This is a genomic window from Streptomyces sp. NPDC042102 (genome assembly GCF_055582305.1).
Window position 1 is genome coordinate 36,764 of the sequence record NZ_JBVJDL010000020.1, and the last position, 19,891, is coordinate 56,654.

Sequence of the window (19,891 nt, forward strand, 5' to 3'; positions counted from 1 at the left end):
ACCCAGATGCTGCCCGAGTCCTGGCTCCCCGTCCTCGGTGGGGAGCTGGAGCAGCCCTACTTCAAGGAGCTCACCGAGTTCGTCGAGAAGGAACGGGCGAACGGGCCGGTCTACCCGCCCCGCGAGCAGGTCTTCGCGGCCCTGGAGGCGACCCCCTTCGACAAGGTGAAGGTGCTGGTGCTCGGCCAGGACCCCTACCACGGCGCGGGCCAGGGGCACGGCCTGTGCTTCTCGGTGCGGCCCGGGGTCAAGACCCCGCCGTCCCTGCGCAACATCTACAAGGAGATGCACGCCGAGCTCGGCACGCCCATCCCCGACAACGGGTACCTGATGCCGTGGGCCGAGCAGGGCGTCCTGCTGCTCAACGCGGTGCTCACGGTGCGCGAGGCCGAGCCCAACTCGCACAAGGGCAAGGGCTGGGAGAAGTTCACCGACGCGGTGATCCGTGCCGTGGCGGGGCGCCCGGACCCGGCCGTCTTCGTGCTGTGGGGCGCGTACGCGCAGAAGAAGCTGCCCCTGATCGACGAGAGCCGCCACGTCGTCGTCAAGGGCGCCCACCCCTCCCCGCTGTCGGCGAAGAAGTTCTTCGGCTCCCGGCCCTTCACGCAGATCAACGAGGCCGTGGCCGCCCAGGGGCATGAGCCGATCGACTGGACGATCCCGGACCTGGGCTGACGCCGCACCGCGCCTTGCGCGGCAATGCCGGTGCCTCCGGCTAGCGTCTTGATGATCGGACCGGACCGGACGGGGTCCGGCGGACGCAACCGGAGGCCGCATTGAGGGAGCAGCAGCGGGAGGCGTCGGAGGACGCCGTCATGACCAGGATCGGCCAGGCGGTCATCCTGCTGCACGCCGGCGACCGTGAGGAGGCCCGCAACCGCCTCGGCGCGATCTGGGCCGAGATCGGCGAGGACGGAGCCGCGCTGCACCGCTGCACCCTGGCCCACTACATGGCCGACGCCCAGGACGACCCCGTCGACGAACTGGCCTGGGACCTGCGCGCGCTGACCGCCGCCGAGGGGCTCGCCCGGGAACTGGACGACGGGGCGGCGGGCGACGGGGCGGAGGGCGGCGACGCGGCCGCGGGCGCCGGAGAGACGCGGGGAGCGTTTCCGGCGGCGCGCCCCGAGCCGTACGAGCCTCCCGTGGCCGTACGCGCCTTCTACCCGTCCCTGCACCTGAACCTGGCCGCCGACTACCTCAAGCTCCAGCGGCCGGAGGCGGCCCGGATCCACCTGGCCCGCGCCCGCGCCGCCACCGCGGCCCTGCCCGACGACGGCTACGGCGACGGCGTACGGGCGGCCCTCGCCCGGCTGGAGCGGCAGCTGGCCGCCGGGCCGGGCGAGGACCCGCGCCCGGGCCCCTTCCCGGGGCAGCACCCGTAGCGGGTGTCCGGGGGAGGGGCGGGGCGCCGGGCTCAGTCCTCCCGCACGTGCGCGCAGATGCGGGCCTCGGGGCTGTCCGGGCTCCACGAGCCGTGCTTGCGGCCCAGCGCGCACACGTCGGCCGGGCGCACCGGCAGTTTCTGGATCAGCCGGCGCGGCACCTCGCCGTCCTGTCGGTCGTGCCGGCCGCCGCGCCGGCGCCGCTCGCCCGGGGGAGCGGCGCTCGCTCCGGGCTCCGCGACGACGTCCGGCACCGACGGCGGGACCTCCTCGGGCACGGGGGCGTGCTCCTGCGGCCGGGCCGCCTCGCGCCCGGTGCGCGCCGGCACGCCCGGCGCGGCGGCCGGGGCACGCTCCGGAGCGGCCTCCAGGGCCTCCAGGGCGGGCGCCTGGACGACCACCGGCGCGGCCCCGCCGCCCCGCGGGGCGTGCTGCGGCGGCTGCGCCGACGGGGCCGCCGCCGGCTGGAGCGAAGCCGGGGTCACGTTCACACAACCGGAGACGGCCGAGACGGCCGCGGCGACTCCGAGCAGCAGGGTTGTCGTGGTTCGGGATGAATGCACTCGCGCAACTCTGCTGTGCCAGGAGCCGGTTGCGAAAACCCGGAGGCCATATTCACCCCGCATGAGTGACGGCTACTCGCCGGTTGCCCCGTCGATCTGCTCGCGCAGCAGGTCCGCGTGCCCGTTGTGGCGCGCGTACTCCTCGATCATGTGCGTGTACACCCAGCGGAGGCTGAAGTGCTCGCCGGTGCGGCTGCGGCGTACGGAGACCTCGTCCAGCGAGCGGCCGGCCGCGGCCTGCCGGGCCAGTTCGATCTCCCGCTCCCACGTCTCGCGCGCCTCGGCGAACGTGTCCGCCGCCCCGAAGTGGAAGTCGCCGTCCCGGTCGGCCTCGGTGCAGTACAGATCGGGCAGTTCGGCGCCGTGGGTGACCTGGCGGAACCACCACCGCTCGACCTCCGCGAGATGCCGTACGAGCCCCAGCAGGGTCAGCTCCGACGGCGGCAGCGAGGCCCGCCGCAGCTGTTCCTCGGTCAGGCCCTCGCACTTCAGGGCGAGCGTGGCCCGGTGGTAGTCGAGCCAGCCCTCCAGCATCTCCCGCTCGGCGGCGGTGGTGGAGGGCTCGGTGCGTACGGTCGTGACCGTGGTCTCGGATGACGTCATGGACGCCATCCTCGTCGAACGCGGCTGCGCCCACCAGGGATTAAGCTGTCACCCGGCAGTCGCACGCACCCTCGGGGAGGCTTTCGGTGAAGGTCGCTTGCATCGGACTCGGTGACATCGCGCAGAAGGCGTACCTGCCCGTCCTCACGGCCCGCGCGGGTGTCGAACTGCACCTGCAGACCCGCACCCCCGCCACGCTGGAGCGGATCGGCGAGCTCCACCACATCCCGGCCGACCGCCGGCACGCCGACCTCGACGCGCTGCTGGAGCGGCGCCCGGACGCGGCGTTCGTGCACGCGCCCACCCCCGCCCACCCCGAGATCGTCTCGCGGCTGCTGGAGGCGGGCGTCGCGACCTACGTGGACAAGCCGCTGGCCTACGAGTTCGCCGAGTCGCGGCGGCTGGTGGAGCTGGCGGAGGAGCGCGGCGTCAGCCTCGCCGTCGGCTTCAACCGCCGCCACGCGCCCGGCTACGCCCAGTGCGCCGACCATCCGCGCGAACTGATCGTGATGCAGAAGAACCGGGTCGGGCTGCCCGAGGACCCGCGCACGCTGGTGCTGGACGACTTCATCCACGTCGTCGACACCCTGCGCTTCCTGCTGCCCGGCGAGGCCGACCACATCGACGTACGCGCCCGGGTGCGCGAGGGACTCATGGAGCAGGTGGTGCTCCAGATGTCCGGCGACGGCTTCACGGCGCTGGGGATCATGAACCGGCTCTCCGGCTCCACCGAGGAGATCCTGGAGGTCGCCGGGCAGGACTCCAAGCGGCAGGTCGTCAACCTGGCCGAGGTCATCGACCACAAGGGCCAGCCGACGGTACGGCGGCGCGGGGACTGGGTGCCGGTCGCCCGCCAGCGCGGGATCGAGCAGGCCGTGGACCACTTCCTGGAGGCCGTGCAGGTGGGCAAGGTGCTCAGCGCCCGGGACGCGCTGGCCAGCCACGAGCTGTGCGAGCGGATCGTGCTGACGGCGCTGGAGCAGGCTTCCTGAGCCGGCGCGCCGCCCCGGCCGCCCCCGCCGCCCCCGCCCAGCGGTACGCGCCGTAGCCGGCCAGTGCCGCCAGGGCGGCGGCCACCGGCCAGTCGCCGAAGCGGGTGTAGAGCGTGGTGCCGTGCGCCAGCGGCACGTCGTACACGGCCGCCGTGCTCGCCGAGGCGGCCAGCGGGGCCGCCAGGCGCTCGCCCGCGGGACCGTACACGGCGCTGGTGCCGGTGAGGGTGGCATGGACCATCGGGCGGCCGTTCTCGGCGGCCCGCAGCGCCGCCAGGGAGGCGTGCTGGGCGGGCGCCCAGCTGTTCTGGAAGGTGGACGTCGCCGACTGCGCGACCAGCAGGTCGGCGCCCTCGCGCACGAGGTGCCGGCTCATGTCGGGGAAGGCCGATTCGAAACAGACCAGCGGGCCGATCCGCCCCGGCCCACCCCCCGGCAGGGTCATCAGCACGGGGGTCTCGCCGCGGTGGCGGTCCTCGCCCGCCGCCTTGCCGACCGAGGTCACCCAGCCGAGCGCCGCGCGCGCCGGTATGTACTCGCCGAAGGGGACCAGGCGCATCTTGTCGTACCGGTCACCGGTCGGGCCCTGCGGGCCGACGAGCACGGAGGACTTGTATATCCCCGGCCGGTCCGAGCGGCGCGCGTCCACATTGACCAGCAGCGGAGCCGACACCTCCGCCGAGAGCGCCGCCAGCCGCCGCGCCAGGTCCGGGCGTGCCGCCAGGTCCGCCCCCACGCTGGACTCGCCCCACACCACCAGGTCCGGGCGCTGCCCCGCCAGCTCCCGGGTCAGCCGCTCCCCGATCTCGAAGCGCCGCTCCACGCTCTGCGGACCCGCCACCAGGCCGGGCTGGACGACCGCAACCCGCAGCCCGCCCGACACCTCGGGCTGCGGCGCCCACCACCACACCGCCGCCGTCAGCACCGCGCACCCCGTCAGCCCGGCCAGCGCCGGGGCCCGGGCCGGGCGTACGGCGACCAGCATCACCACCGCACAGTTCACCGCCACCACTAGCAGGCTCACCAGCCACACCCCGCCCACGGACGCCACCCGCAGCGCCGCCGGGACCTGCCACTGGCTGGCCCCCAGCAGCCCCCACGGCCCGCCCAGCCCCTGCCAGGACCGCGCCAGCTCCGGCAGCAGCCACCCCGCCGGTACGAGGACCAGCGCGGCCGCGGCCCGGCCGGGCGGCGGCACCCCGCCCAGCAGCCGCCGCACCAGCAGCGCCCAGGGGATCCACAGCAGCCCCAGCAGCGCGGCCAGCGGCAGCAGGAACACGTGCAGGCTGGGCAGCAGCCAGTGGTGGACCGCCAGGATCAGGCCGAGGCCGCCGAGCCAGCCCTCCAGGGCCGCCCGCCGTCCGCTCGGCGCCGTCCGCAGCAGCAGCATCCAGGGCACCAGGGCGACGTACGCCCACCACCACAGGGCGGGCGCCGGGAAGGCGAGCGCCGGCAGCGCGCCGGCGGCCGGCGCCGCACCGGCACGCCACCACCACCGGGTCCGGTCGGACTGCATCTGACGCCTCCCCTCCAGTGTGGCCCGGTCCCACCCTGCTTCAGGCCGACATGTGCCGCCACTTCTCGTGGACCGTCACACCGGTGAGCCGCCAGCCGTCGGGGGTACGGGCGAGCGCGAAGGCGTACCGTCCGGCGGCCACGAAATTGGGGGTGGTCACGCTCCCGTCGAAGTCGGTGCCCGCCAGCCGCATCGGATTGACGAAGTCCGCGCGCACCCGCGCCCGGTCGCCCGGCCCGCCCGCGTCGTCCTCCAGCTCGACGAGCCGGTTGCAGATCAGGTGCTGGCGCACCGGGAACAGTTCCATGGTCTGCGCCAGCCATACGGCGACCTCGCCCGCGGGCCCCTCGATGCCGCCCGCCGAGGTGTAGTCGGCGCGCCCGGCGGGGGTGAACAGCGCCCGGTACGCCTCCCAGTCCCCGTCGTCCACGGCGAGCGCGTACCCGGTGACCACGGCGTCGATCGCCATCCGGTCCATTACCGTCGCGAGATCCACACGCTGCGTCATCGGGTCAGTGTGGGTCAGCGGACCCGCGAGGCCAAGGGGCGTGCGGGCACGGGATCCGGCGGGCGGGCGCTCAGTGGCCGGAAACGGCCTCCCGCTGCCGTACGACGACCAGGAACGCGTCCGTGGCCAGGTCCATCACCACCTCGGCCGGCACCCCCTCGCGCATCCGCTGCGCCGCGTACTCCTCGGCCGGCCAGCTCCCCCTCGGACTGCCCGCCGGAAAACGCTCCAGCACCACTCGCCCCATGGGGCACCCCCTGTTTCATCGCCCTTCAGTTCTCCTCAGGCACAACGACGCGAGGGCCGCACGGGAACGTTCCCGTGCGGCCCTCGCGTCGTCGTCCGGGCGCGCCGGGCGCGCCGTGGATCAGTGTCCGGACTCGCCCGCGTGGGGGCTCAGCACGTCGGTGCCGACCAGGGCGAACAGCACGATGCCCAGCAGGATCCGGTAGATCACGAACGGCATGAAGCTCTTGGTGGTGATGAACTTCATGAACCACGCGATCACGGCGTAACCGACGAAGAAGGCGATCACCGTCGCGAAGATCGTCGGCCCCCAGGACACGTGCCCCTCGCTCGCGTCCTTCAGCTCGAACAGGCCCGAGGCCAGCACGGCCGGAATGGCCAGAAGGAAGGAGTAGCGGGCAGCCGCCTCACGGGTGTAGCCCATCAGCAGACCGCCGGAGATCGTCGCACCCGACCGGGACACACCCGGGATCAGCGCCATGGCCTGGCAGAGACCGAAGATCAGACCGTCCCGGACGCCCAGCTCCTTGAGCGTCTTGCGCTCCCGGATCGCCCGGTGCCGGCCGCCGGCCTCGTCGCGGGCCGCCAGCCGGTCGGCGATGCCGAGCACGATGCCCATCACGATCAGCATGGTGGCGATCAGGCGCAGGTCGCGGAACGGGCCCTCGATGGCGTCCTTGAGCGTGATGCCGAGGACACCGATCGGGATCGAGCCGACGATGACCAGCCAGCCCATCTGGGCGTCGTGGTCCGAGCGCAGCGACTTGTTCGTGAGCGAGCGGAACCAGGCGGAGATGATCCGGGCGATGTCCTTGCGGAAGTAGATCAGCACCGCGGCCTCGGTCCCGATCTGCGTGATCGCGGTGAAGGCCGCCCCCGGGTCCTCCCAGTTGGCGAACGCCGCGGTCAGCCGCAGGTGGGCGCTCGAGGAGATCGGGAGGAACTCCGTAAGCCCCTGGACGAGACCGAGGATTAGAGATTCGAACCAGCTCATGTCGGGGTGCGCTCGTCCTTGTGATCGTCGGGCAGTTCGGGTCCGATGCTAGGGCCCGTGCGAGGCACCGCTGACCACAGGGGTCCCTTGAACGTCCAACGACTCCCGGACACGGTGCCGCTTGCGCCAGGCGACCGTCCCCGCGAGGAGCAGGGAGACGGCGATGAAGCCGAACGAGACGAGGAAGACGGGCGAGGTCGGGGAGGCGGCGTTGGCCCCCGCGACCACGTACGCGGCCGTGTTGGGGATGGTACCGAGCGCGGTCGCGAGCAGGAACGGCAGCAGCCGGCACCGGGACACCGCGGCGCAGTAGTTGGCCACCTGGAAGGGCACTCCGGGGAAGATCCGCACCGCCAGCATCGACCGGAACCCGTGGCGGCTGAGCTGTCCGTCGGCCGCCTCCAGCAAGCGCCGACCCTTCAGCAGCGGCCGCAGCGCGTCCTGGCCCAGGGCCCGGCCCAGTCCGAACGCGATGCCCGCGCCGAGCACGGTCCCCGCGAGCGCGGCCGGCAGCCCCAGGGTCGTCCCGAACACCGCCCCCGCGCCCAGGTTCAGCAGCGGCCGCGGCACGAGCGCGGCCGTGCACAGCCCGTACACGAGCGCGTAGAGCACGGCCGCGACGCCGGCCGGCACGCCGGGGGTCCACCCTTGCGACAGCAGCCGCTGGGGCTCGTAGAGCAGGACGCACCCGCCGGCCGCGACGAGCAGCACGACGAGCAGCGACAGCCGCGTCCACGGCGTGAGGAGGAGGGACATCCGGGGAGACTAACCGACGTATCCGGCATCGCGCCGTCATCTGGGTCTCATCCGGCCGAAGCCGCTCTCGTGCACCGGAGCCGTGGTCGTGGGCCGCAGCCCGGTGCCGGGGTAATTCGCTCGACGCGACCGCGGGCCGGCTGGCACCATCGGCCCCATGTCCCGGTACGCCTTCCCCGCAGCGCCGTCCGCAGTCGCGGACGCGCCGAAGGCTGCCGTCTTCCTGATCGATGCGTTCGACGGCGCACGAAGCTGACCCTTCCCGGACAGTCCGGCGGACCCCGCAGGGGGAGGGTCGGTCCGACGCAGGGGTCCCGTTCACGTCACGAACACGACGTGTCACGCGTCGCACATCAACGGGAAGAGATCATGGCCAAGACGGCCTTCGTGCGCACCAAGCCGCACCTCAACATCGGCACCATGGGTCACGTCGACCACGGCAAGACGACCCTGACCGCCGCCATCACCAAGGTCCTCGCCGAGCGCGGCGGCGCCGCCTTCGTGCCCTTCGACCGCATCGACCGGGCGCCGGAGGAGGCCCGGCGCGGCATCACCATCAACCTCGCCCACGTCGAGTACGAGACCGACACCCGCCACTACGCCCACGTGGACATGCCCGGGCACGCCGACTACGTCAAGAACATGGTCACCGGCGCCGCCCAGCTCGACGGGGCGATCCTCGTCGTCTCCGCGCTCGACGGCGTCATGCCGCAGACCGCCGAGCACGTGCTGCTCGCGCGGCAGGTGGGCGTGGAGCACATCGTCGTCGCCCTCAACAAGGCCGACGCCGGCGACCCCGAGCTCACCGACCTCGTCGAGCTCGAGGTCCGCGACCTGCTCGCGCAGCACGGCTACGGCGGTGACAGCGTGCCCGTCATCCGGGTCTCCGGGCTGAGGGCGCTGGAGGGCGACCCACGGTGGACCGCGGCGATCGGCGCGCTGCTGGACGCGGTGGACACGTACGTACCCATGCCGGTGCGCTACACGGACGCCCCGTTCCTGCTGCCGGTCGAGAACGTACTGACCATCACCGGCCGCGGCACGGTCGTCACCGGAGCCGTCGAGCGCGGCCGGGTGGCCCTCGGCGACCGGATCGCGCTGCTCGGCGGCGAGGGCGAGCCGGTGGAGACGGTCGTGACGGGCCTGGAGACCTTCGGCAAGCCGATGGAGTCCGCCGAGGCGGGCGACAACGTGGCGCTGCTGCTGCGCGGGCTGCACCGCGAGCAGGCGCGCCGCGGCCACGTGGTCGCCGCACCCGGCAGTGTCACCCCCAGCCGCCGGTTCACCGCCCGGGTGTACGTGCTCTCCGCCCGCGAGGGCGGCCGCAGCACACCGCTGACCTCCGGCTACCGCCCGCAGTTCTACGTACGCACGGCGGACGTCGTCGGCGATGTGGACCTCGGCGACCGCGCGGTCGCCCGGCCCGGCGAGACGGTCACCATGACCGTGGAGCTCGGCCGGGACGTCCCGCTGGAGGCCGGGCTCGGCTTCGCGATCCGCGAGGGCGGGCGCACGGTCGGCGCGGGCACGGTGACCACCGTCCTCGGCTGAGGGCGCCGCCCGCGCCCCGGCCCCGGCCCCGGCGCCGGCCCCGGCCTGGTGACGGCAGTGCGGCACTGCCACACTGCCGTCACCACACATTTCCAGGACGGGGGCGGCGATGGCGGCGACGGGCGGCGGCGAGCGGGCACTGGTGCTCGGCGGCGGGGGACTGACCGGCATCGGATGGGAGTCCGGGATCCTGTGCGGCCTCGCCGAGGCGGGCGTGGACCTGTCCGGCGCCGACCTCGTCGTCGGCACCTCCGCCGGCTCCGTCGTCGGCGCGCAGCTCACCTCCGGGCTGCTCGGCCCGCGCGAGCTGTACGAGCGCCAGCTCGCCGACCCGGCCGGCGAGGACGTGGCGCGCCTGGGCGCCGGTGTCCTCGCCCGTTACGCCCTGACCATGCTGCGCTCCGCGGACGCGCGCGGCTACCGGCGCCGGATCGGCGCGCTCGCGCTGGCCGCGGACACCGGCGACGAGGCGGCGCGGCGCACCGTGCTGGCGGCGCGCCTGGTCTCGCACGAGTGGCCCGAGCGGCGCCTGGTGGTCACCGCCGTGGACGCCCTGACCGGTGAGCTCAAGGCCTTCGACCGGGAGAGCGGGGCCCAGCTGGTCGACGCGGTCTGCGCCAGCTGCGCGGTGCCGCGGGTGTGGCCGCCGGCCACCGTGGGCGAGCGCCGCTACATCGACGGCGGCATCCGCTCCAGTGCCAACGCCGACCTCGCGGCCGGCTACCGGCGTGTGGTGATCATCGCCCCGATGACGCTGGGCGCCGGCCACATCCCCGCACCGCTGACACAGGCCGCGGCGCTGCGCGCGGCGGGCGCGGAGGTGGCCGTGATCCACCCGTCCCGGCAGGCGCGCCAGGCCTTCGGGCGCAATGTGCTGGACCCGGCACGGCGCGCCCCGGCGGCCCGCGCAGGCCTGGCCCAGGCCCCGGCCCACGCGGCCGAGGTAGCCCGCATCTGGTCCCCCTGACCCCCGGGCGCCGACCCTCCGGGGCCCCGGGCCCAGGGTTCCCGAGCCCCCGAGCCCCCGCCCGGCGCCTTGCGTGCCTGCGGCCCCCGGGCATGCCGGCCTGCGGCCCCTGGGCGTGCGGGCCTCTGGCCTCCGGGTTCCCGGACCCGCGGTCCCCGGCCCCGGGCGCCGGGCGCCGGGCCTGGGGTCTTCGGGGGACGGGTCCGTGGCCCGGTGGCGGGCGGCGGAGAATGGTGGGGTGAGTGACGAGCTGATCCCGGTGGTCCGGGACGTGGACCAGGGCATCGCCAAGCTGATGCCGGACGTGGACCGGGAGCGGGCCTGGCTGCTGACGGTCGACGGCGCCCCGCAGTCGTACGTCGACCTCGACGACCCCGAACACCTGGAGTTCGAGTACGTCCGCCGGCTCGCGCACGTGCTGGACTGCGCGGCGGATCCCGGCGTCCCGCTGGACCTGCTCCACCTGGGCGGGGGAGCGCTGACCCTGCCCCGTTACGCCGCCGCCACCCGGCCGGGCTCGCGCCAGCAGGTCGTCGAGTTCGACGGGGCGCTGCTCGATCTCGTCGCCGCACACCTGCCGCTGCCGGCCGGCGCCGACGTGGCCCTGCACGCCGCCGACGCCCGGAGCTGGCTGGAACAGGCGCCCGCGGCCGCCGCCGACGTGCTGATCGCCGACGTCTTCGGCGGCTCGCGGGTGCCCGCCGCGCTGACGTCGGTGGAGTACGCGCGCGAGGCGGCCCGGGTGCTGCGGCCCGGTGGCCTCTACGCCGCCAACCTCGCCGACGGCGCCCCCTTCGGGTTCCTGCGCGCCCAGCTGGCGGGCTTCCGCGCCCAGTTCGCCGAGCTCGCCCTGCTCGCCGAGCCCTCGGTGCTGCGCGGCCGCCGCTTCGGCAACGTGGTGCTGCTGGCCTCTGACGCCGGGCTGCCCACCGCGGAGCTCGCGCGGCGCTGCGCCGGTGACGCCTTCCCGGCCCGCGTGGTCGAGGGCCCGGCGCTGACGCGGCTCATCGGCGACGCCAGGCCGGTGGCCGACGTGGACGCCGCACCGTCGCCGCGGCCGCCGTCCGGAGCGTTCAGCGTGGGGTGACCTCGGCGGGCAGGTGAGCTTCCTTGACCGGGCTCGTCGTGGGGTGCACGGGGCGGCGCGTGATCCGCCGTACGTCGGGGACGAGCAGCACCAGCGCCGTGGCCAGCACCACCAGCCCCGCGCAGCCCCACAGCGCGCCGGAGCGGCCGAAGGCGGACTCGGCCGGGCCGGCCAGCGCGGTGGCCAGCGGGAGCATCGACACCGACCCGAACCAGTCGTACGCGGAGACCCGGGAGAACTTGTCCTCCGGGATCTCCTGGTGCAGCGTCGTCATCCAGTTCACGCCGAACACTTCGATCGCCGTGCCGGTCAGGAACATGACCGCGCACAGCCCCCACGCGGGCAGCGGAACGGCCAGCGCCGCCGAGGGCAGGGCCAGCGGGAACACGCACAGCGTGCCCACCAGCAGCAGCCGGCGCGGCTTCCAGCGCATCATCAGCAGTGCGCCGCCGAGGGTGCCCAGGCCGAAGGCGCCCATCGCGTAGCCCCAGGGCGCGGGCCCGCCCAGGTGGTCCCGGGCGACCAGCGGACCGTAGACCGCCTCGGCCGCGCCGACGACGGCGACCACGACGGAGAACTGCAGCACGATGCCCCACAGCCACGGCCGGCTGCGGAATTCCGCCCAGCCCTCGCGCAGATCGGCCAGCAGCCCGCCGCCGGGCGCCCGCGCGGCGGCGTCACCGACGTCGAGGAAGGCCCGCAGCGCGCCCGCGACGGCGAAGGCGGCCGCGTCGACGGCGAGGACCCAGCCGGGCCCGAGCGCGGCGACCATGGCCCCGCCGAGCGCGGCGCCGCCGATGCCGGCGCCGTTCATGGCCATCCGGAAGAGCGCGAAGGCGCGGTTGGCGTGCTCGCCCGAGACGCTGGAGAGCAGCATGCCCTCGGCGGCCGGGTTGAAGAAGGCGGTGCCGGTGCCGCACAGCGCGGTCAGCAGCATCATCTGCCACAGCCGCGGCTCGCCCAGCAGGACCAGCGCGGCGAAGGCGGCCTGGGACACACAGTTGAGGGCGTTGGCGGCCACCATCACGCGGTGACGCGGCAGCCGGTCGGCGAGCGCCCCGCCGACGAGGAGGAAGAGGACGAGCGGGAGCGTGCGCGCGGCCGCGACGAGACCGACGTCACCGCTGGATCCGCCCGTCTCCAGGACGGCGAAGGCGGCGGCGATGAGCGCGCCGTGGCTGCCGAGGTTGGTGACCACGGCGGCGCCCGTCAGCAGGCTGTAGTTGCGTCCCGCCCAGGCGGGGCGGCGGCGGGCGAGGCGGCTGCGCAGGGCCGGGGCAGGAGGTTTCACCCAGGGACTATCCCCGCCCCGGGCCGGGAATCCAAACCGGTTTCCGGCCCGGGCGGGAAAAGGGCGGCGCCGGCGCTCAGCCGGAGAGCCGGATCGAGCCCATGACCTTCTCGTAGACCTCGGGCTTGATCTCCTCGGCGACGCCGGTCGGACCGAACATCACCCAGTTCGCGAAGTCGCCCTTGGCGTTGCGGAAGCTGAAGGAGACCGACTTGGCGTCGGTGACCGAGCACTTGTGGGTCTTGGGCAGCCCGTTCACGGTGGCGGTGGCGGTGTGGCCCTTGATCCCGGAGGCGGTGGTGAACTCCTTCGGGGTCGTGATCTTGACCATTTCCTTGGGCTGCTTCTGCGAGTACGCCGCGTACACCCAGGAACCGGCGTTGTCACGGGAGTTCGAGGCGGTGTCCGTGCCGCCCTGGCCGCCCTTGGTGCCGGTGGTGCCCAGCGGGTAGCTCTCCTCCCTGCCGTTCTTGTCGGAGTCGACCTTGCACCAGTCCTCCTTGAGGTAGGCCGGTGCCGACATCATGATCAGCGGGGAGCCGTCCGACTTCTTGTCGTCGCCGTAGCCGGTCGACAGGCCGGACGAGGCCACCGCCCACTCCGGCGGGACGTCGAAGGCCACGCCGTAGTTGGGGTTGAAGACCACCTTCCAGCCGGGGACCGTCGGCTGGAGCTGGCCGCCGGCGCGCGGGTTGTCGCTCGGGGCGGCCGGGGCGGCGGAGGTGGCGGGCGTCGAGGCGGGTGCGGAGGCGCTCGTCTCGGGCTTGTCGTTGGCCTGCGGGTCGCCCTTGTCGTCGTCCTTGGTCAGGACGAAGGCCGCGGTGACGGCCGCGGCGGCCACCACGGCCGAGGCCGCGATGATCGCGATGGTCTTGGTGGAGGCCGAGCTGCCGCCGTCCCCGGGGCCCTGGGGCGCGTGGGGCGGCTGCGGCGGCATGGGCGGCTGGGCCCACGGCTGCGTGGCCGGCTGCTGCTCGTGCCCCTGCTGCTGCGGGTATCCGTAGCCGGGCTGTTGCTGGCCGTACCCCGGCTGCTGGTAGGGGTTCGGCTGCTGCCCCGGCTGCTGCTGGTACGGGTTCTGGTGCGCGTCCTGCGGGTTCTGCTCGCCCCCGGGCTGCTGCTGCTGTCCTGGCCACATGGCCGGTAACGATAGTGGGAGCGCGCGGCGGCGGCCACGTCCGGTCCCCCGTCGGGTCTGGTCAAGCTCATCTACTCGCGGGTAACATCGCATTTCATGAGCGCAGATCAGATGAACGTGGGCGAACTGCTCGCCGCGACGGTGCCGATGGCCCGCACCCTGAACCTCGAGTTCCTGGAGACCACCCCGGAGCGCGCGGTCGTCCGGCTGCCCGACCAGCCCGACTACCACAACCACGTCGGCGGCCCGCACGCCGGCGCCATGTTCACCCTCGCCGAGTCGGCGAGCGGCGCCATCGTGCTGGCGGCCTTCGGCGACCAGCTCTCGCGCGCGGTCCCGCTGGCGGTCAAGGCCGAGATCGGCTACAAGAAGCTCGCCAAGGGCGTCGTCACGGCCACCGCCACCCTGGGCCGCCCCGCGGCCGAGGTGGTCGCCGAGCTCGACGCGGGCGGCCGCCCGGAATTCCCGGTCGCCATAGCCATCCAGCGCGAGGACGAGGCCGTGACGGGCGAGATGACCGTCGTGTGGACCCTGCGCCCCAACTCCTGAGTTGTGTGCGGCCGGGCCGGGCCCCGGCCAGTGAAGGAGCGTGACCCCGGTGCGGGGTCACGCTCCTGTCGTACGGGTTGGCCGGTCAGTGCCAGCCGCCGTGGCCGCCACCGTCGTGGCCGCCCCGGCCGCCGCCCCAGCCGTCGTCGTGGCTGCCGCCCCAGCCGTCACCACCGTGACCGCCCCAGCCGCCGCCGTGGCCGTCCCAGTCGTCGTTGTAGCCGCCCCAGCCGCCCCAGCCGCCGTGGTCGTCGTCGTGCCAGCCGTTGCCGCCGTAGCCGCCGTAGCCGCCCCGGTCGTCGTCGTTCCAGTAGGCATGACGGTAGCCGTTGCCGCCGTATCCGCCGTCCCCGCACCAGTCCGACCGGTTGTCGCCGCGCCAGTTGTGCGTGTTGTCCGAGCAGTGCCGGCCTGTGTGTCCGTCCGCGGCGAAAGCTCCGCTCACGGGCATGAGGCCCAGGGTCATACCTGCGGCCCCCGCGACGACTGCCGCCATGATCCTCCGGCGCATTTCCATGCACCTCCCGGCAATTGCTTGCCAATGAGACATCTGGGTCATTTCCACCCTCCCCTCTCCCCAGGGAGCTGTCAAAGCGGACCGCTCTGACCAGCGGCGGGGCGCCTCAGGCCCACCCCGCCGCCCGCCGCAGGGCTGAACCGGCCGCCCCCGTCTGCGCGTCTGACGGGGCCACGGGCGTACGGGGCCGCACAGTGGGCCGGGGGGCGGTCCGGTGCGGGCCGCCCCCGCCGCCGACCTGCAGGGAGCGCCCATGAGCGAGGCCAGCGACGCGACCGGAGCCGGTGCGGCCGGTGACGCCGGGTCCGTCGCCCGCACGGCGTCCGCCGGACCCGCCCTCTCCCGCCGCGCCGCGCTCCGGCTGCTCGCCGCCGCTGCCGCAGGGGCCGGCGGCTGCGTGGCCACCGTCCCGCCGGGCGCGGGCGTACGGACGACCCCCCGGGCGGCGCAGGCTCCGGTGGCCCCCAGACCCGGCCGCGCCGCGCGCGTCGACGCCCTGCTGGAACGGCTCACCCTCGACGAGAAGACCGCCCTGCTGCACGGTGCCAGGGACCCCGCCCCCCTCGGCCAGGCCGGATACGTGCCCGGCGTCCCGCGCCTGGGCATCCCCCCGCTGCGGCTGGCCGACGGATCCGCCGGCGTCCGGGTGGCCGAGCCGGCCACCGCCCTGCCCGCGCCCGTCCTGCTGGCCTCCGCCTTCGACCCGGCGCTGGCCCGCGCGTACGGCCGCGTCCTGGGCCGCGAGGGCCGGGCACTGGGCCAGGACGTCCTGCTCTCGCCGATGGTCAACCTCATCCGCACCCCGTTCGCCGGCCGCAACTTCGAAACCTTCGCCGAGGACCCCAAGCTCACCGCCGACCTGGTCGCCGAGGTGGTCCGCGGCATCCAGGACGAGGGACTGGTCGCCACCGTCAAGCACTTCGCCCTCAACAACCAGGAGCGCGCCCGCGAGACGATCGACGTCGTCGCCGCCGAACAGACCCTGCGCGAGACCGAACTGCGCGGCTTCGAGGCCGCCGTCGCCGCCGGAGCCGGCGCCGTCATGGGCGCCTACAACAAGGTCAACGGCACCTGGGCGTGCGAGCACAAGCAACTGCTGGACGAACTGCTGCGCGGCGACTGGGGGTTCGACGGCTGGGTGATGTCCGACTGGGACGCCGCCCACAGCACCGTCGCCTCCCTGGGCGCCGGACTCGACATGGAGATGCCCGGCGGCACCCACTTCGGCGCCCCGCTGCGCGAAGCGGTCCGCGGCGGCTCGGTCGCCGAAACCGCCGTCGACCTCGCCGTGCGCCGCGTGCTCACCACCATGGACCGCTTCGGTCTGCTCGACCCCCGCCCCGCCGCCCGGCCCGCCCGGGACGCGGCCGCCGGCGCCCGGCTCGCCCGCAGGGTCGCCGTCGCCGGGGCCGTCCTGCTCCGCAACGAGCAGGGCACGCTGCCCCTGGCCGACGCCGCCGCCCGCTCCGTCGCCGTCGTCGGACCCACCGGCGGGGTGCCCTTCGTCGGCGGCGGCGGCAGCGCCCAGGTGGTGCCCGAACGGGCCGTCAGCCCGTACACGGCGATCCGTGAGCGGGCCGGGCGCACGGCCACCGTCCGCTACGCCCTCGGCGAGGACGTCTACGGCAAGCCGCTGCCCGGCGGCCTGCTCACCCCGCCCGCCGACCTGGAGAACCGCACGGTGAAGGCGGGGCGCGGCTTCAGCCACCAGGCGGAGTTCACCCTCGCCGAGGACGACGAGTGGACCGTGCTCGTCCACTACAGCGGCAAACGGCCCGACGTGCGCGTCGACGACGAACCGCTGTTCCCCGTACGGCAGGGCGTCGCCGAGCGGTACGCGGGCGGACTGCTCGGCACCGCGCCCGACGGCCTCGCCGTCCGCCGTCACACCCTTGCCCTGAAGGCCGGCACCCACCGGCTCTCCGTCGCCGCCGAGGGCGGGGCCGCGGGCCAGCGCTTCCGGCTGCGCCACACCACGCGGGCCAGCCGCGCCGCCGACCTCGCCGAGGCCGTCAAGGCCGCCCGGGCCTCGCGCTCCGTGGTGCTGTTCGCCTACGAGGACGCCACCGAGGGCACCGACCGCACCGGCCTCGCCCTGCCCGGCGACCAGGTACGGCTGATCGAGGCGGTCACCGCCGTCAACCCGCGCACCACGGTGGTGCTCAACACCCCGGGCGGGGTCGCCATGCCGTGGCTGGCCCGCACGGGCGCCGTGCTCCAGATGTACTACCCGGGCCAGGAGGGCGCCGCCGCCACCGCCGACGTGCTCTTCGGTGACGTCGACCCCGGCGGGCGGCTCACCCAGACCTTCCCGGCCGACGACTCCTCCCACCCGGCCGGCGGGGACCCGGCCCGCTATCCGGGCGTCGGCGGCCGCCAGGAGTACAGCGAGGGGATCCAGGTCGGCCACCGCTGGTACGACGCGCAGGGCGTGACGCCGCTGTTCGCCTTCGGCCACGGGCTGTCGTACACCACGTGGAGCTACGAGAAGCTGACCGTACGGCCCGAACGCGGCGGCCTGCGCGTGGAGTTCACCGTACGCAACACCGGGCGCCGCAAGGGCACGGAGGTGGCCCAGGTGTACCTCGGCCCCTCGCCGGAGCTGCGGCTCGACCAGCCGGTGCGGGCGCTGGCCGGCTACCGGCGGCTGACCGTGGCCCCGGGGCAGTCCCAGCGGGTCACCCTCGACCTCGACGCGCGCACGCTGTCCTCCTGGGACCCCGTGCAGCACGCGTGGGTGGTGGGCAAGGGACTGCGCGAGGTGGCCGTGGGCCGGTCCTCGCGGGACCTGCCGTTGCGGGCCAGAACCGTGGTCAGGTGATCGGCAGCGGGTAGGCTGCCCGGTCGGTGCGTCACAGGGGACGCGCCTGGGACGCGGGAGGACGCACCGGTGCACATCCAGGAATGGCTCGAGACCGTGCCGGCGGTGAGTATCTATCTCCTGGTGGGGGTGGTCATCGGACTGGAGAGCCTGGGCATCCCGCTGCCGGGGGAGATCATCCTGGTGAGCTCGGCGCTGCTGGCCTCGCAGCACGGGGACGTGGACCCGCTGGTGCTGGGCATCTGCGCGAGCACCGGCGCCATCGTGGGCGACTCGATCGGCTACGCCATCGGCCGCAGGGGCGGCAAGCCGCTGCTGCAACGGCTGGGCCGGCGCTTCCCGAAGCACTTCGGCGAGGCCAACATCGCCATGGCGGAGCGGTCCTTCGAGAAGTGGGGCATGTGGGCCGTCTTCTTCGGACGGTTCGTGGCGCTCCTGCGGATCTTCGCGGGGCCGCTGGCCGGCGTGCTGCACATGCCGTACTGGAAGTTCGCCATCGCCAACGTCTTCGGCGGGATCCTGTGGGCCGGCGGGACGACGGCCGTCATCTACTACGTCGGCATCGTCGCGGAGGCCTGGCTCAAGCGGTTCTCGTGGCTGGGGCTGGTGCTCGCCGTGCTGATCGGCGTGACCACGATGCTGGTGCTGCGCAGCCGGGCGAAGAAGGCGCACGCCGAGGGCACTGCGGCCGCCGCGGCCGCCGCGGGCGCGCTCCCGGCCCAGCCGGAGCCGGAGCCGGCGGCCGCGGTCCGCGACTGACCCGCCGTACGGACGTCACGCGCCGTACGGGGCCCGGGGGATCCCGTACGGCGGCCGGTTCACCCGGCGTGCGTCACGCGGCGCAGGTCACACGGTGTGCGTCACGCGTCAGCGCCCGTCACCGAGGCCCGGTGCTGCTCGGCCAGCTCGGTGTACATGGCGGCGTTGACGCGGATGCCCGCGCGCTCCTCCTCGCTCAGCTCCCGGCGCACCTTCGCCGGGACGCCCGCGACCAGCGAGCCGGGCGGGACCACCATGCCCTGCGGCACCAGCGCCTGCGCGGCGACCAGCGAGCCCGCGCCGATGACCGCGCCGTTGAGCACGGTCGCCCCCATGCCGATCAGGCAGTCGTCCTCGACCGTGCAGCCGTGGACCACCGCGTTGTGACCGATGGAGACCCGCTCGCCGATCGAGACGGGGAAACCCGGGTCGGTGTGCAGCGTGCAGTTGTCCTGGACGTTGCTGTCGGCGCCGAGCGTGATCGGCCCGCAGTCGGCGCGCAGCACCGCCGAGTACCAGACGCTCGTCCCGGCGGCCAGGGTGACCTCGCCGATCACCACGGAGGTGGGCGCCGTGAAGGCCCCGGGGTCGATCTGCGGGTGCTTCCCGCCCACGCCTGCGACGAGTGCCTGGCCGGCCTGGTGCGTCATGGTCTGTTCCTCTTGTCTCGGGTGAGGTTGCCGCGCTCCCCGCACGGTAGAACACGCGCCGCCCCCGGCGGGCGATGGGGTAAAGATCACAGGGCCGGGATGCGACGCCGGTGGCCCGGCCCACTACCGTGGCCGGGTGCCGAAGAACAGAAACGCGTTCTCATCTCTGGGTGCGCTGCGCCGCCGCCTCGCCAGCCGTGCCGTGCACGCCGGCTGGCGCTGGATGCAGCAGGCGGGCGCGGTCACCGCGCAGGCCCCCGGGCGGTTGCGCTTCGGTGCCATCGGCCACGGCACGCGCCTGGCCTTCCCGCAGGGCACGGTGTTCGGCGAGCGCTGGATCCACATGGGCGCCCACTGCATCATCGGCGAGCAGGTCACCCTGACCGCCGGGATGATGCCCGATCTCGACCTCGGCCCCGACCCCGTGCTGGTCCTGGGCGACGGGGTGGTCCTCGGCCGGGGCAGCCACGTCATCGCCGACACCCGCATCTCCATCGGCAACGACGTCTTCTGCGGACCGGGGGTCTACATCACCTCCACCAACCACAGTTACGACGACCCGCACGAGCCGGTCGGCCGCCAGTGGCCGCGCAGCGCACCCGTCGAGATCGGCCCGGGCTGCTGGCTGGGCACGGGGGCGGTGATCCTGCCCGGAGCCCGGATCGGCCGCAACGTGGTGGTGGCCGCGGGGGCCGTCGTACGGGGCGAGGTGCCCGACCACAGCGTGGTCGCGGGCGCCCCGGCGCGGATCGTACGCCGCTGGACGCCCGAGACCGGCTGGCAGCCGCCGCTGCGCACGCCCGCGCCCCGGCCCATCCCGGACGGCGTCACCCCGCAGCAGCTGCGCGCGCTGGCAGAGCTGGGCGACCTGACCGAGCTGACCGAGCTGACCGAGCCGGACCCGGCCTAGGTGTATTGCCCAGTGAGGTTGGGGACGCGGCTGGCAGGTGGTTTGCCTGCGAGCGCGGTGTGTCCGCGGTGGTGATTGTAGGTGTGCA

General features: G+C 74.3%; 21 protein-coding genes. 10 read left to right on the forward strand and 11 right to left on the reverse strand.

The genetic code is table 11. From position 1 onward, the window contains the following. Window positions 1-6: 6 nt before the first annotated feature. Window positions 7-675: a uracil-DNA glycosylase gene (locus ACZ6KO_RS34110; RefSeq protein ID WP_401455608.1), complete on the forward strand. Its 669-nt coding sequence runs from the start codon at window positions 7-9 to the stop codon at window positions 673-675. A gap of 140 nt (window positions 676-815) precedes the next feature. Then, window positions 816-1,385 (forward strand): hypothetical protein, encoded by a 570-nt coding sequence (locus ACZ6KO_RS34115; RefSeq protein WP_469307857.1) that lies wholly within the window; start codon window positions 816-818, stop codon window positions 1,383-1,385. A gap of 32 nt (window positions 1,386-1,417) precedes the next feature. Here ACZ6KO_RS34115 and ACZ6KO_RS34120 read toward each other — a convergent pair whose 3' ends face one another. Together ACZ6KO_RS34120 and ACZ6KO_RS34125 are read right to left on the reverse strand one after the other, a co-directional pair. Then, on the reverse strand, window positions 1,418-1,948 hold the full coding sequence (locus ACZ6KO_RS34120; RefSeq protein WP_469307858.1) for a hypothetical protein: 531 nt from the start codon (window positions 1,946-1,948) through the stop codon (window positions 1,418-1,420). Window positions 1,949-2,020: 72 nt separating this feature from the next. Beyond that, entirely contained in the window at window positions 2,021-2,560 is a 540-nt protein-coding gene (locus ACZ6KO_RS34125; RefSeq protein ID WP_469307859.1) for a DinB family protein, read from the reverse strand. 77 nt (window positions 2,561-2,637) lie between these two features. On the opposite strand from ACZ6KO_RS34125, the gene ACZ6KO_RS34130 reads away from it, so the two are divergent. Beyond that, window positions 2,638-3,543 (forward strand): Gfo/Idh/MocA family protein, encoded by a 906-nt coding sequence (locus ACZ6KO_RS34130; RefSeq protein ID WP_469307860.1) that lies wholly within the window; start codon window positions 2,638-2,640, stop codon window positions 3,541-3,543. On the opposite strand, the gene lnt is transcribed toward ACZ6KO_RS34130, so the two are convergent. The 5 genes from lnt to ACZ6KO_RS34155 all read right to left on the reverse strand — a co-directional run bounded on the left by lnt (window position 3,467) and on the right by ACZ6KO_RS34155 (window position 7,563). After that, window positions 3,467-5,059, reverse strand: coding sequence for an apolipoprotein N-acyltransferase (gene lnt, locus ACZ6KO_RS34135; RefSeq protein WP_469307861.1), 1,593 nt, complete (start codon window positions 5,057-5,059; stop codon window positions 3,467-3,469). The two genes, ACZ6KO_RS34130 and lnt, sit on opposite strands and share 77 nt — an antisense overlap. Window positions 5,060-5,099: 40 nt before the next feature. Next, window positions 5,100-5,567, reverse strand: a complete 468-nt coding sequence (locus tag ACZ6KO_RS34140) for a nuclear transport factor 2 family protein (RefSeq protein WP_469307862.1) — start codon at window positions 5,565-5,567, stop codon at window positions 5,100-5,102. A 70-nt stretch (window positions 5,568-5,637) separates the two neighbouring features. After that, on the reverse strand, window positions 5,638-5,814 hold the full coding sequence (locus ACZ6KO_RS34145; protein WP_401455471.1) for a hypothetical protein: 177 nt from the start codon (window positions 5,812-5,814) through the stop codon (window positions 5,638-5,640). Between the two features lie 120 nt (window positions 5,815-5,934). Beyond that, window positions 5,935-6,807: an undecaprenyl-diphosphate phosphatase gene (locus tag ACZ6KO_RS34150; RefSeq protein WP_469307863.1), complete on the reverse strand. Its 873-nt coding sequence runs from the start codon at window positions 6,805-6,807 to the stop codon at window positions 5,935-5,937. 48 nt (window positions 6,808-6,855) lie between these two features. Beyond that, window positions 6,856-7,563 carry a TVP38/TMEM64 family protein gene (locus tag ACZ6KO_RS34155; protein ID WP_469307864.1) on the reverse strand — a complete coding sequence of 236 codons (708 nt, stop codon included), beginning with the start codon at window positions 7,561-7,563 and terminating at the stop codon, window positions 6,856-6,858. A 369-nt stretch (window positions 7,564-7,932) separates the two neighbouring features. Between ACZ6KO_RS34155 and tuf the strand changes: the two genes are divergently transcribed. The 3 genes from tuf (at window position 7,933) to ACZ6KO_RS34170 (ending at window position 11,168) form a co-directional block, all read left to right on the forward strand. After that, entirely contained in the window at window positions 7,933-9,114 is a 1,182-nt protein-coding gene (gene tuf / locus ACZ6KO_RS34160; RefSeq protein ID WP_469307865.1) for an elongation factor Tu, read from the forward strand. Between the two features lie 109 nt (window positions 9,115-9,223). Further along, window positions 9,224-10,081: a patatin-like phospholipase family protein gene (locus tag ACZ6KO_RS34165; protein ID WP_469307866.1), complete on the forward strand. Its 858-nt coding sequence runs from the start codon at window positions 9,224-9,226 to the stop codon at window positions 10,079-10,081. Between the two features lie 295 nt (window positions 10,082-10,376). Further along, entirely contained in the window at window positions 10,377-11,168 is a 792-nt protein-coding gene (locus ACZ6KO_RS34170) for a spermidine synthase (protein WP_469307877.1), read from the forward strand. On the opposite strand, the gene ACZ6KO_RS34175 is transcribed toward ACZ6KO_RS34170, so the two are convergent. Both ACZ6KO_RS34175 and ACZ6KO_RS34180 read right to left on the reverse strand, forming a co-directional pair. Continuing rightward, window positions 11,155-12,459 carry an MFS transporter gene (locus tag ACZ6KO_RS34175; RefSeq protein WP_469307867.1) on the reverse strand — a complete coding sequence of 435 codons (1,305 nt, stop codon included), beginning with the start codon at window positions 12,457-12,459 and terminating at the stop codon, window positions 11,155-11,157. The genes ACZ6KO_RS34170 and ACZ6KO_RS34175 overlap by 14 nt on opposite strands. A gap of 76 nt (window positions 12,460-12,535) precedes the next feature. Continuing rightward, window positions 12,536-13,597, reverse strand: a complete 1,062-nt coding sequence (locus ACZ6KO_RS34180; RefSeq protein WP_469307868.1) for a DUF8017 domain-containing protein — start codon at window positions 13,595-13,597, stop codon at window positions 12,536-12,538. Between the two features lie 96 nt (window positions 13,598-13,693). On the opposite strand from ACZ6KO_RS34180, the gene ACZ6KO_RS34185 reads away from it, so the two are divergent. After that, window positions 13,694-14,146 carry a DUF4442 domain-containing protein gene (locus ACZ6KO_RS34185; protein ID WP_469307869.1) on the forward strand — a complete coding sequence of 151 codons (453 nt, stop codon included), beginning with the start codon at window positions 13,694-13,696 and terminating at the stop codon, window positions 14,144-14,146. A gap of 85 nt (window positions 14,147-14,231) precedes the next feature. On the opposite strand, the gene ACZ6KO_RS34190 is transcribed toward ACZ6KO_RS34185, so the two are convergent. Further along, a complete protein-coding gene (locus tag ACZ6KO_RS34190) occupies window positions 14,232-14,597 on the reverse strand; it encodes a hypothetical protein (RefSeq protein ID WP_469307870.1) in 366 nt (121 codons plus the stop codon). A 319-nt stretch (window positions 14,598-14,916) separates the two neighbouring features. Between ACZ6KO_RS34190 and ACZ6KO_RS34195 the strand changes: the two genes are divergently transcribed. Both ACZ6KO_RS34195 and ACZ6KO_RS34200 read left to right on the forward strand, forming a co-directional pair. After that, window positions 14,917-17,484, forward strand: coding sequence for a beta-glucosidase (locus ACZ6KO_RS34195; RefSeq protein ID WP_469307871.1), 2,568 nt, complete (start codon window positions 14,917-14,919; stop codon window positions 17,482-17,484). A 69-nt stretch (window positions 17,485-17,553) separates the two neighbouring features. Beyond that, on the forward strand, window positions 17,554-18,243 hold the full coding sequence (locus ACZ6KO_RS34200; RefSeq protein WP_469307872.1) for a DedA family protein: 690 nt from the start codon (window positions 17,554-17,556) through the stop codon (window positions 18,241-18,243). 101 nt (window positions 18,244-18,344) lie between these two features. Here the strand turns inward: ACZ6KO_RS34200 and ACZ6KO_RS34205 are convergent, their stop codons facing one another. Further along, on the reverse strand, window positions 18,345-18,893 hold the full coding sequence (locus ACZ6KO_RS34205) for a gamma carbonic anhydrase family protein (protein WP_469307873.1): 549 nt from the start codon (window positions 18,891-18,893) through the stop codon (window positions 18,345-18,347). Window positions 18,894-19,029: 136 nt separating this feature from the next. Here ACZ6KO_RS34205 and ACZ6KO_RS34210 point away from each other — a divergent pair, with 136 nt between their 5' ends. Next, window positions 19,030-19,803 (forward strand): acyltransferase, encoded by a 774-nt coding sequence (locus tag ACZ6KO_RS34210; RefSeq protein WP_469307874.1) that lies wholly within the window; start codon window positions 19,030-19,032, stop codon window positions 19,801-19,803. The last annotated feature ends 88 nt before the right edge of the window (window positions 19,804-19,891 follow it).

Excerpts from the sequence above, each read along its gene's own strand:
- ACZ6KO_RS34110 (WP_401455608.1), top strand. The coding sequence starts at position 7 with ATGCTGCCCGAGTCCTGGCTCCCCGTCCTCGGTGGGGAGCTGGAGCAG.
- ACZ6KO_RS34115 (WP_469307857.1), top strand. The coding sequence starts at position 816 with ATGACCAGGATCGGCCAGGCGGTCATCCTGCTGCACGCCGGCGACCGT.
- ACZ6KO_RS34125 (WP_469307859.1), bottom strand. The coding sequence starts at position 2,560 with ATGGCGTCCATGACGTCATCCGAGACCACGGTCACGACCGTACGCACC.
- lnt (WP_469307861.1), bottom strand. The coding sequence starts at position 5,059 with ATGCAGTCCGACCGGACCCGGTGGTGGTGGCGTGCCGGTGCGGCGCCG.
- ACZ6KO_RS34140 (WP_469307862.1), bottom strand. The coding sequence starts at position 5,567 with ATGACGCAGCGTGTGGATCTCGCGACGGTAATGGACCGGATGGCGATC.
- ACZ6KO_RS34145 (WP_401455471.1), bottom strand. The coding sequence starts at position 5,814 with ATGGGGCGAGTGGTGCTGGAGCGTTTTCCGGCGGGCAGTCCGAGGGGG.
- ACZ6KO_RS34150 (WP_469307863.1), bottom strand. The coding sequence starts at position 6,807 with ATGAGCTGGTTCGAATCTCTAATCCTCGGTCTCGTCCAGGGGCTTACG.
- ACZ6KO_RS34155 (WP_469307864.1), bottom strand. The coding sequence starts at position 7,563 with ATGTCCCTCCTCCTCACGCCGTGGACGCGGCTGTCGCTGCTCGTCGTG.
- tuf (WP_469307865.1), top strand. The coding sequence starts at position 7,933 with ATGGCCAAGACGGCCTTCGTGCGCACCAAGCCGCACCTCAACATCGGC.
- ACZ6KO_RS34165 (WP_469307866.1), top strand. The coding sequence starts at position 9,224 with ATGGCGGCGACGGGCGGCGGCGAGCGGGCACTGGTGCTCGGCGGCGGG.
- ACZ6KO_RS34170 (WP_469307877.1), top strand. The coding sequence starts at position 10,377 with ATGCCGGACGTGGACCGGGAGCGGGCCTGGCTGCTGACGGTCGACGGC.
- ACZ6KO_RS34180 (WP_469307868.1), bottom strand. The coding sequence starts at position 13,597 with ATGTGGCCAGGACAGCAGCAGCAGCCCGGGGGCGAGCAGAACCCGCAG.
- ACZ6KO_RS34185 (WP_469307869.1), top strand. The coding sequence starts at position 13,694 with ATGAGCGCAGATCAGATGAACGTGGGCGAACTGCTCGCCGCGACGGTG.
- ACZ6KO_RS34190 (WP_469307870.1), bottom strand. The coding sequence starts at position 14,597 with ATGCCCGTGAGCGGAGCTTTCGCCGCGGACGGACACACAGGCCGGCAC.
- ACZ6KO_RS34195 (WP_469307871.1), top strand. The coding sequence starts at position 14,917 with ATGAGCGAGGCCAGCGACGCGACCGGAGCCGGTGCGGCCGGTGACGCC.
- ACZ6KO_RS34205 (WP_469307873.1), bottom strand. The coding sequence starts at position 18,893 with ATGACGCACCAGGCCGGCCAGGCACTCGTCGCAGGCGTGGGCGGGAAG.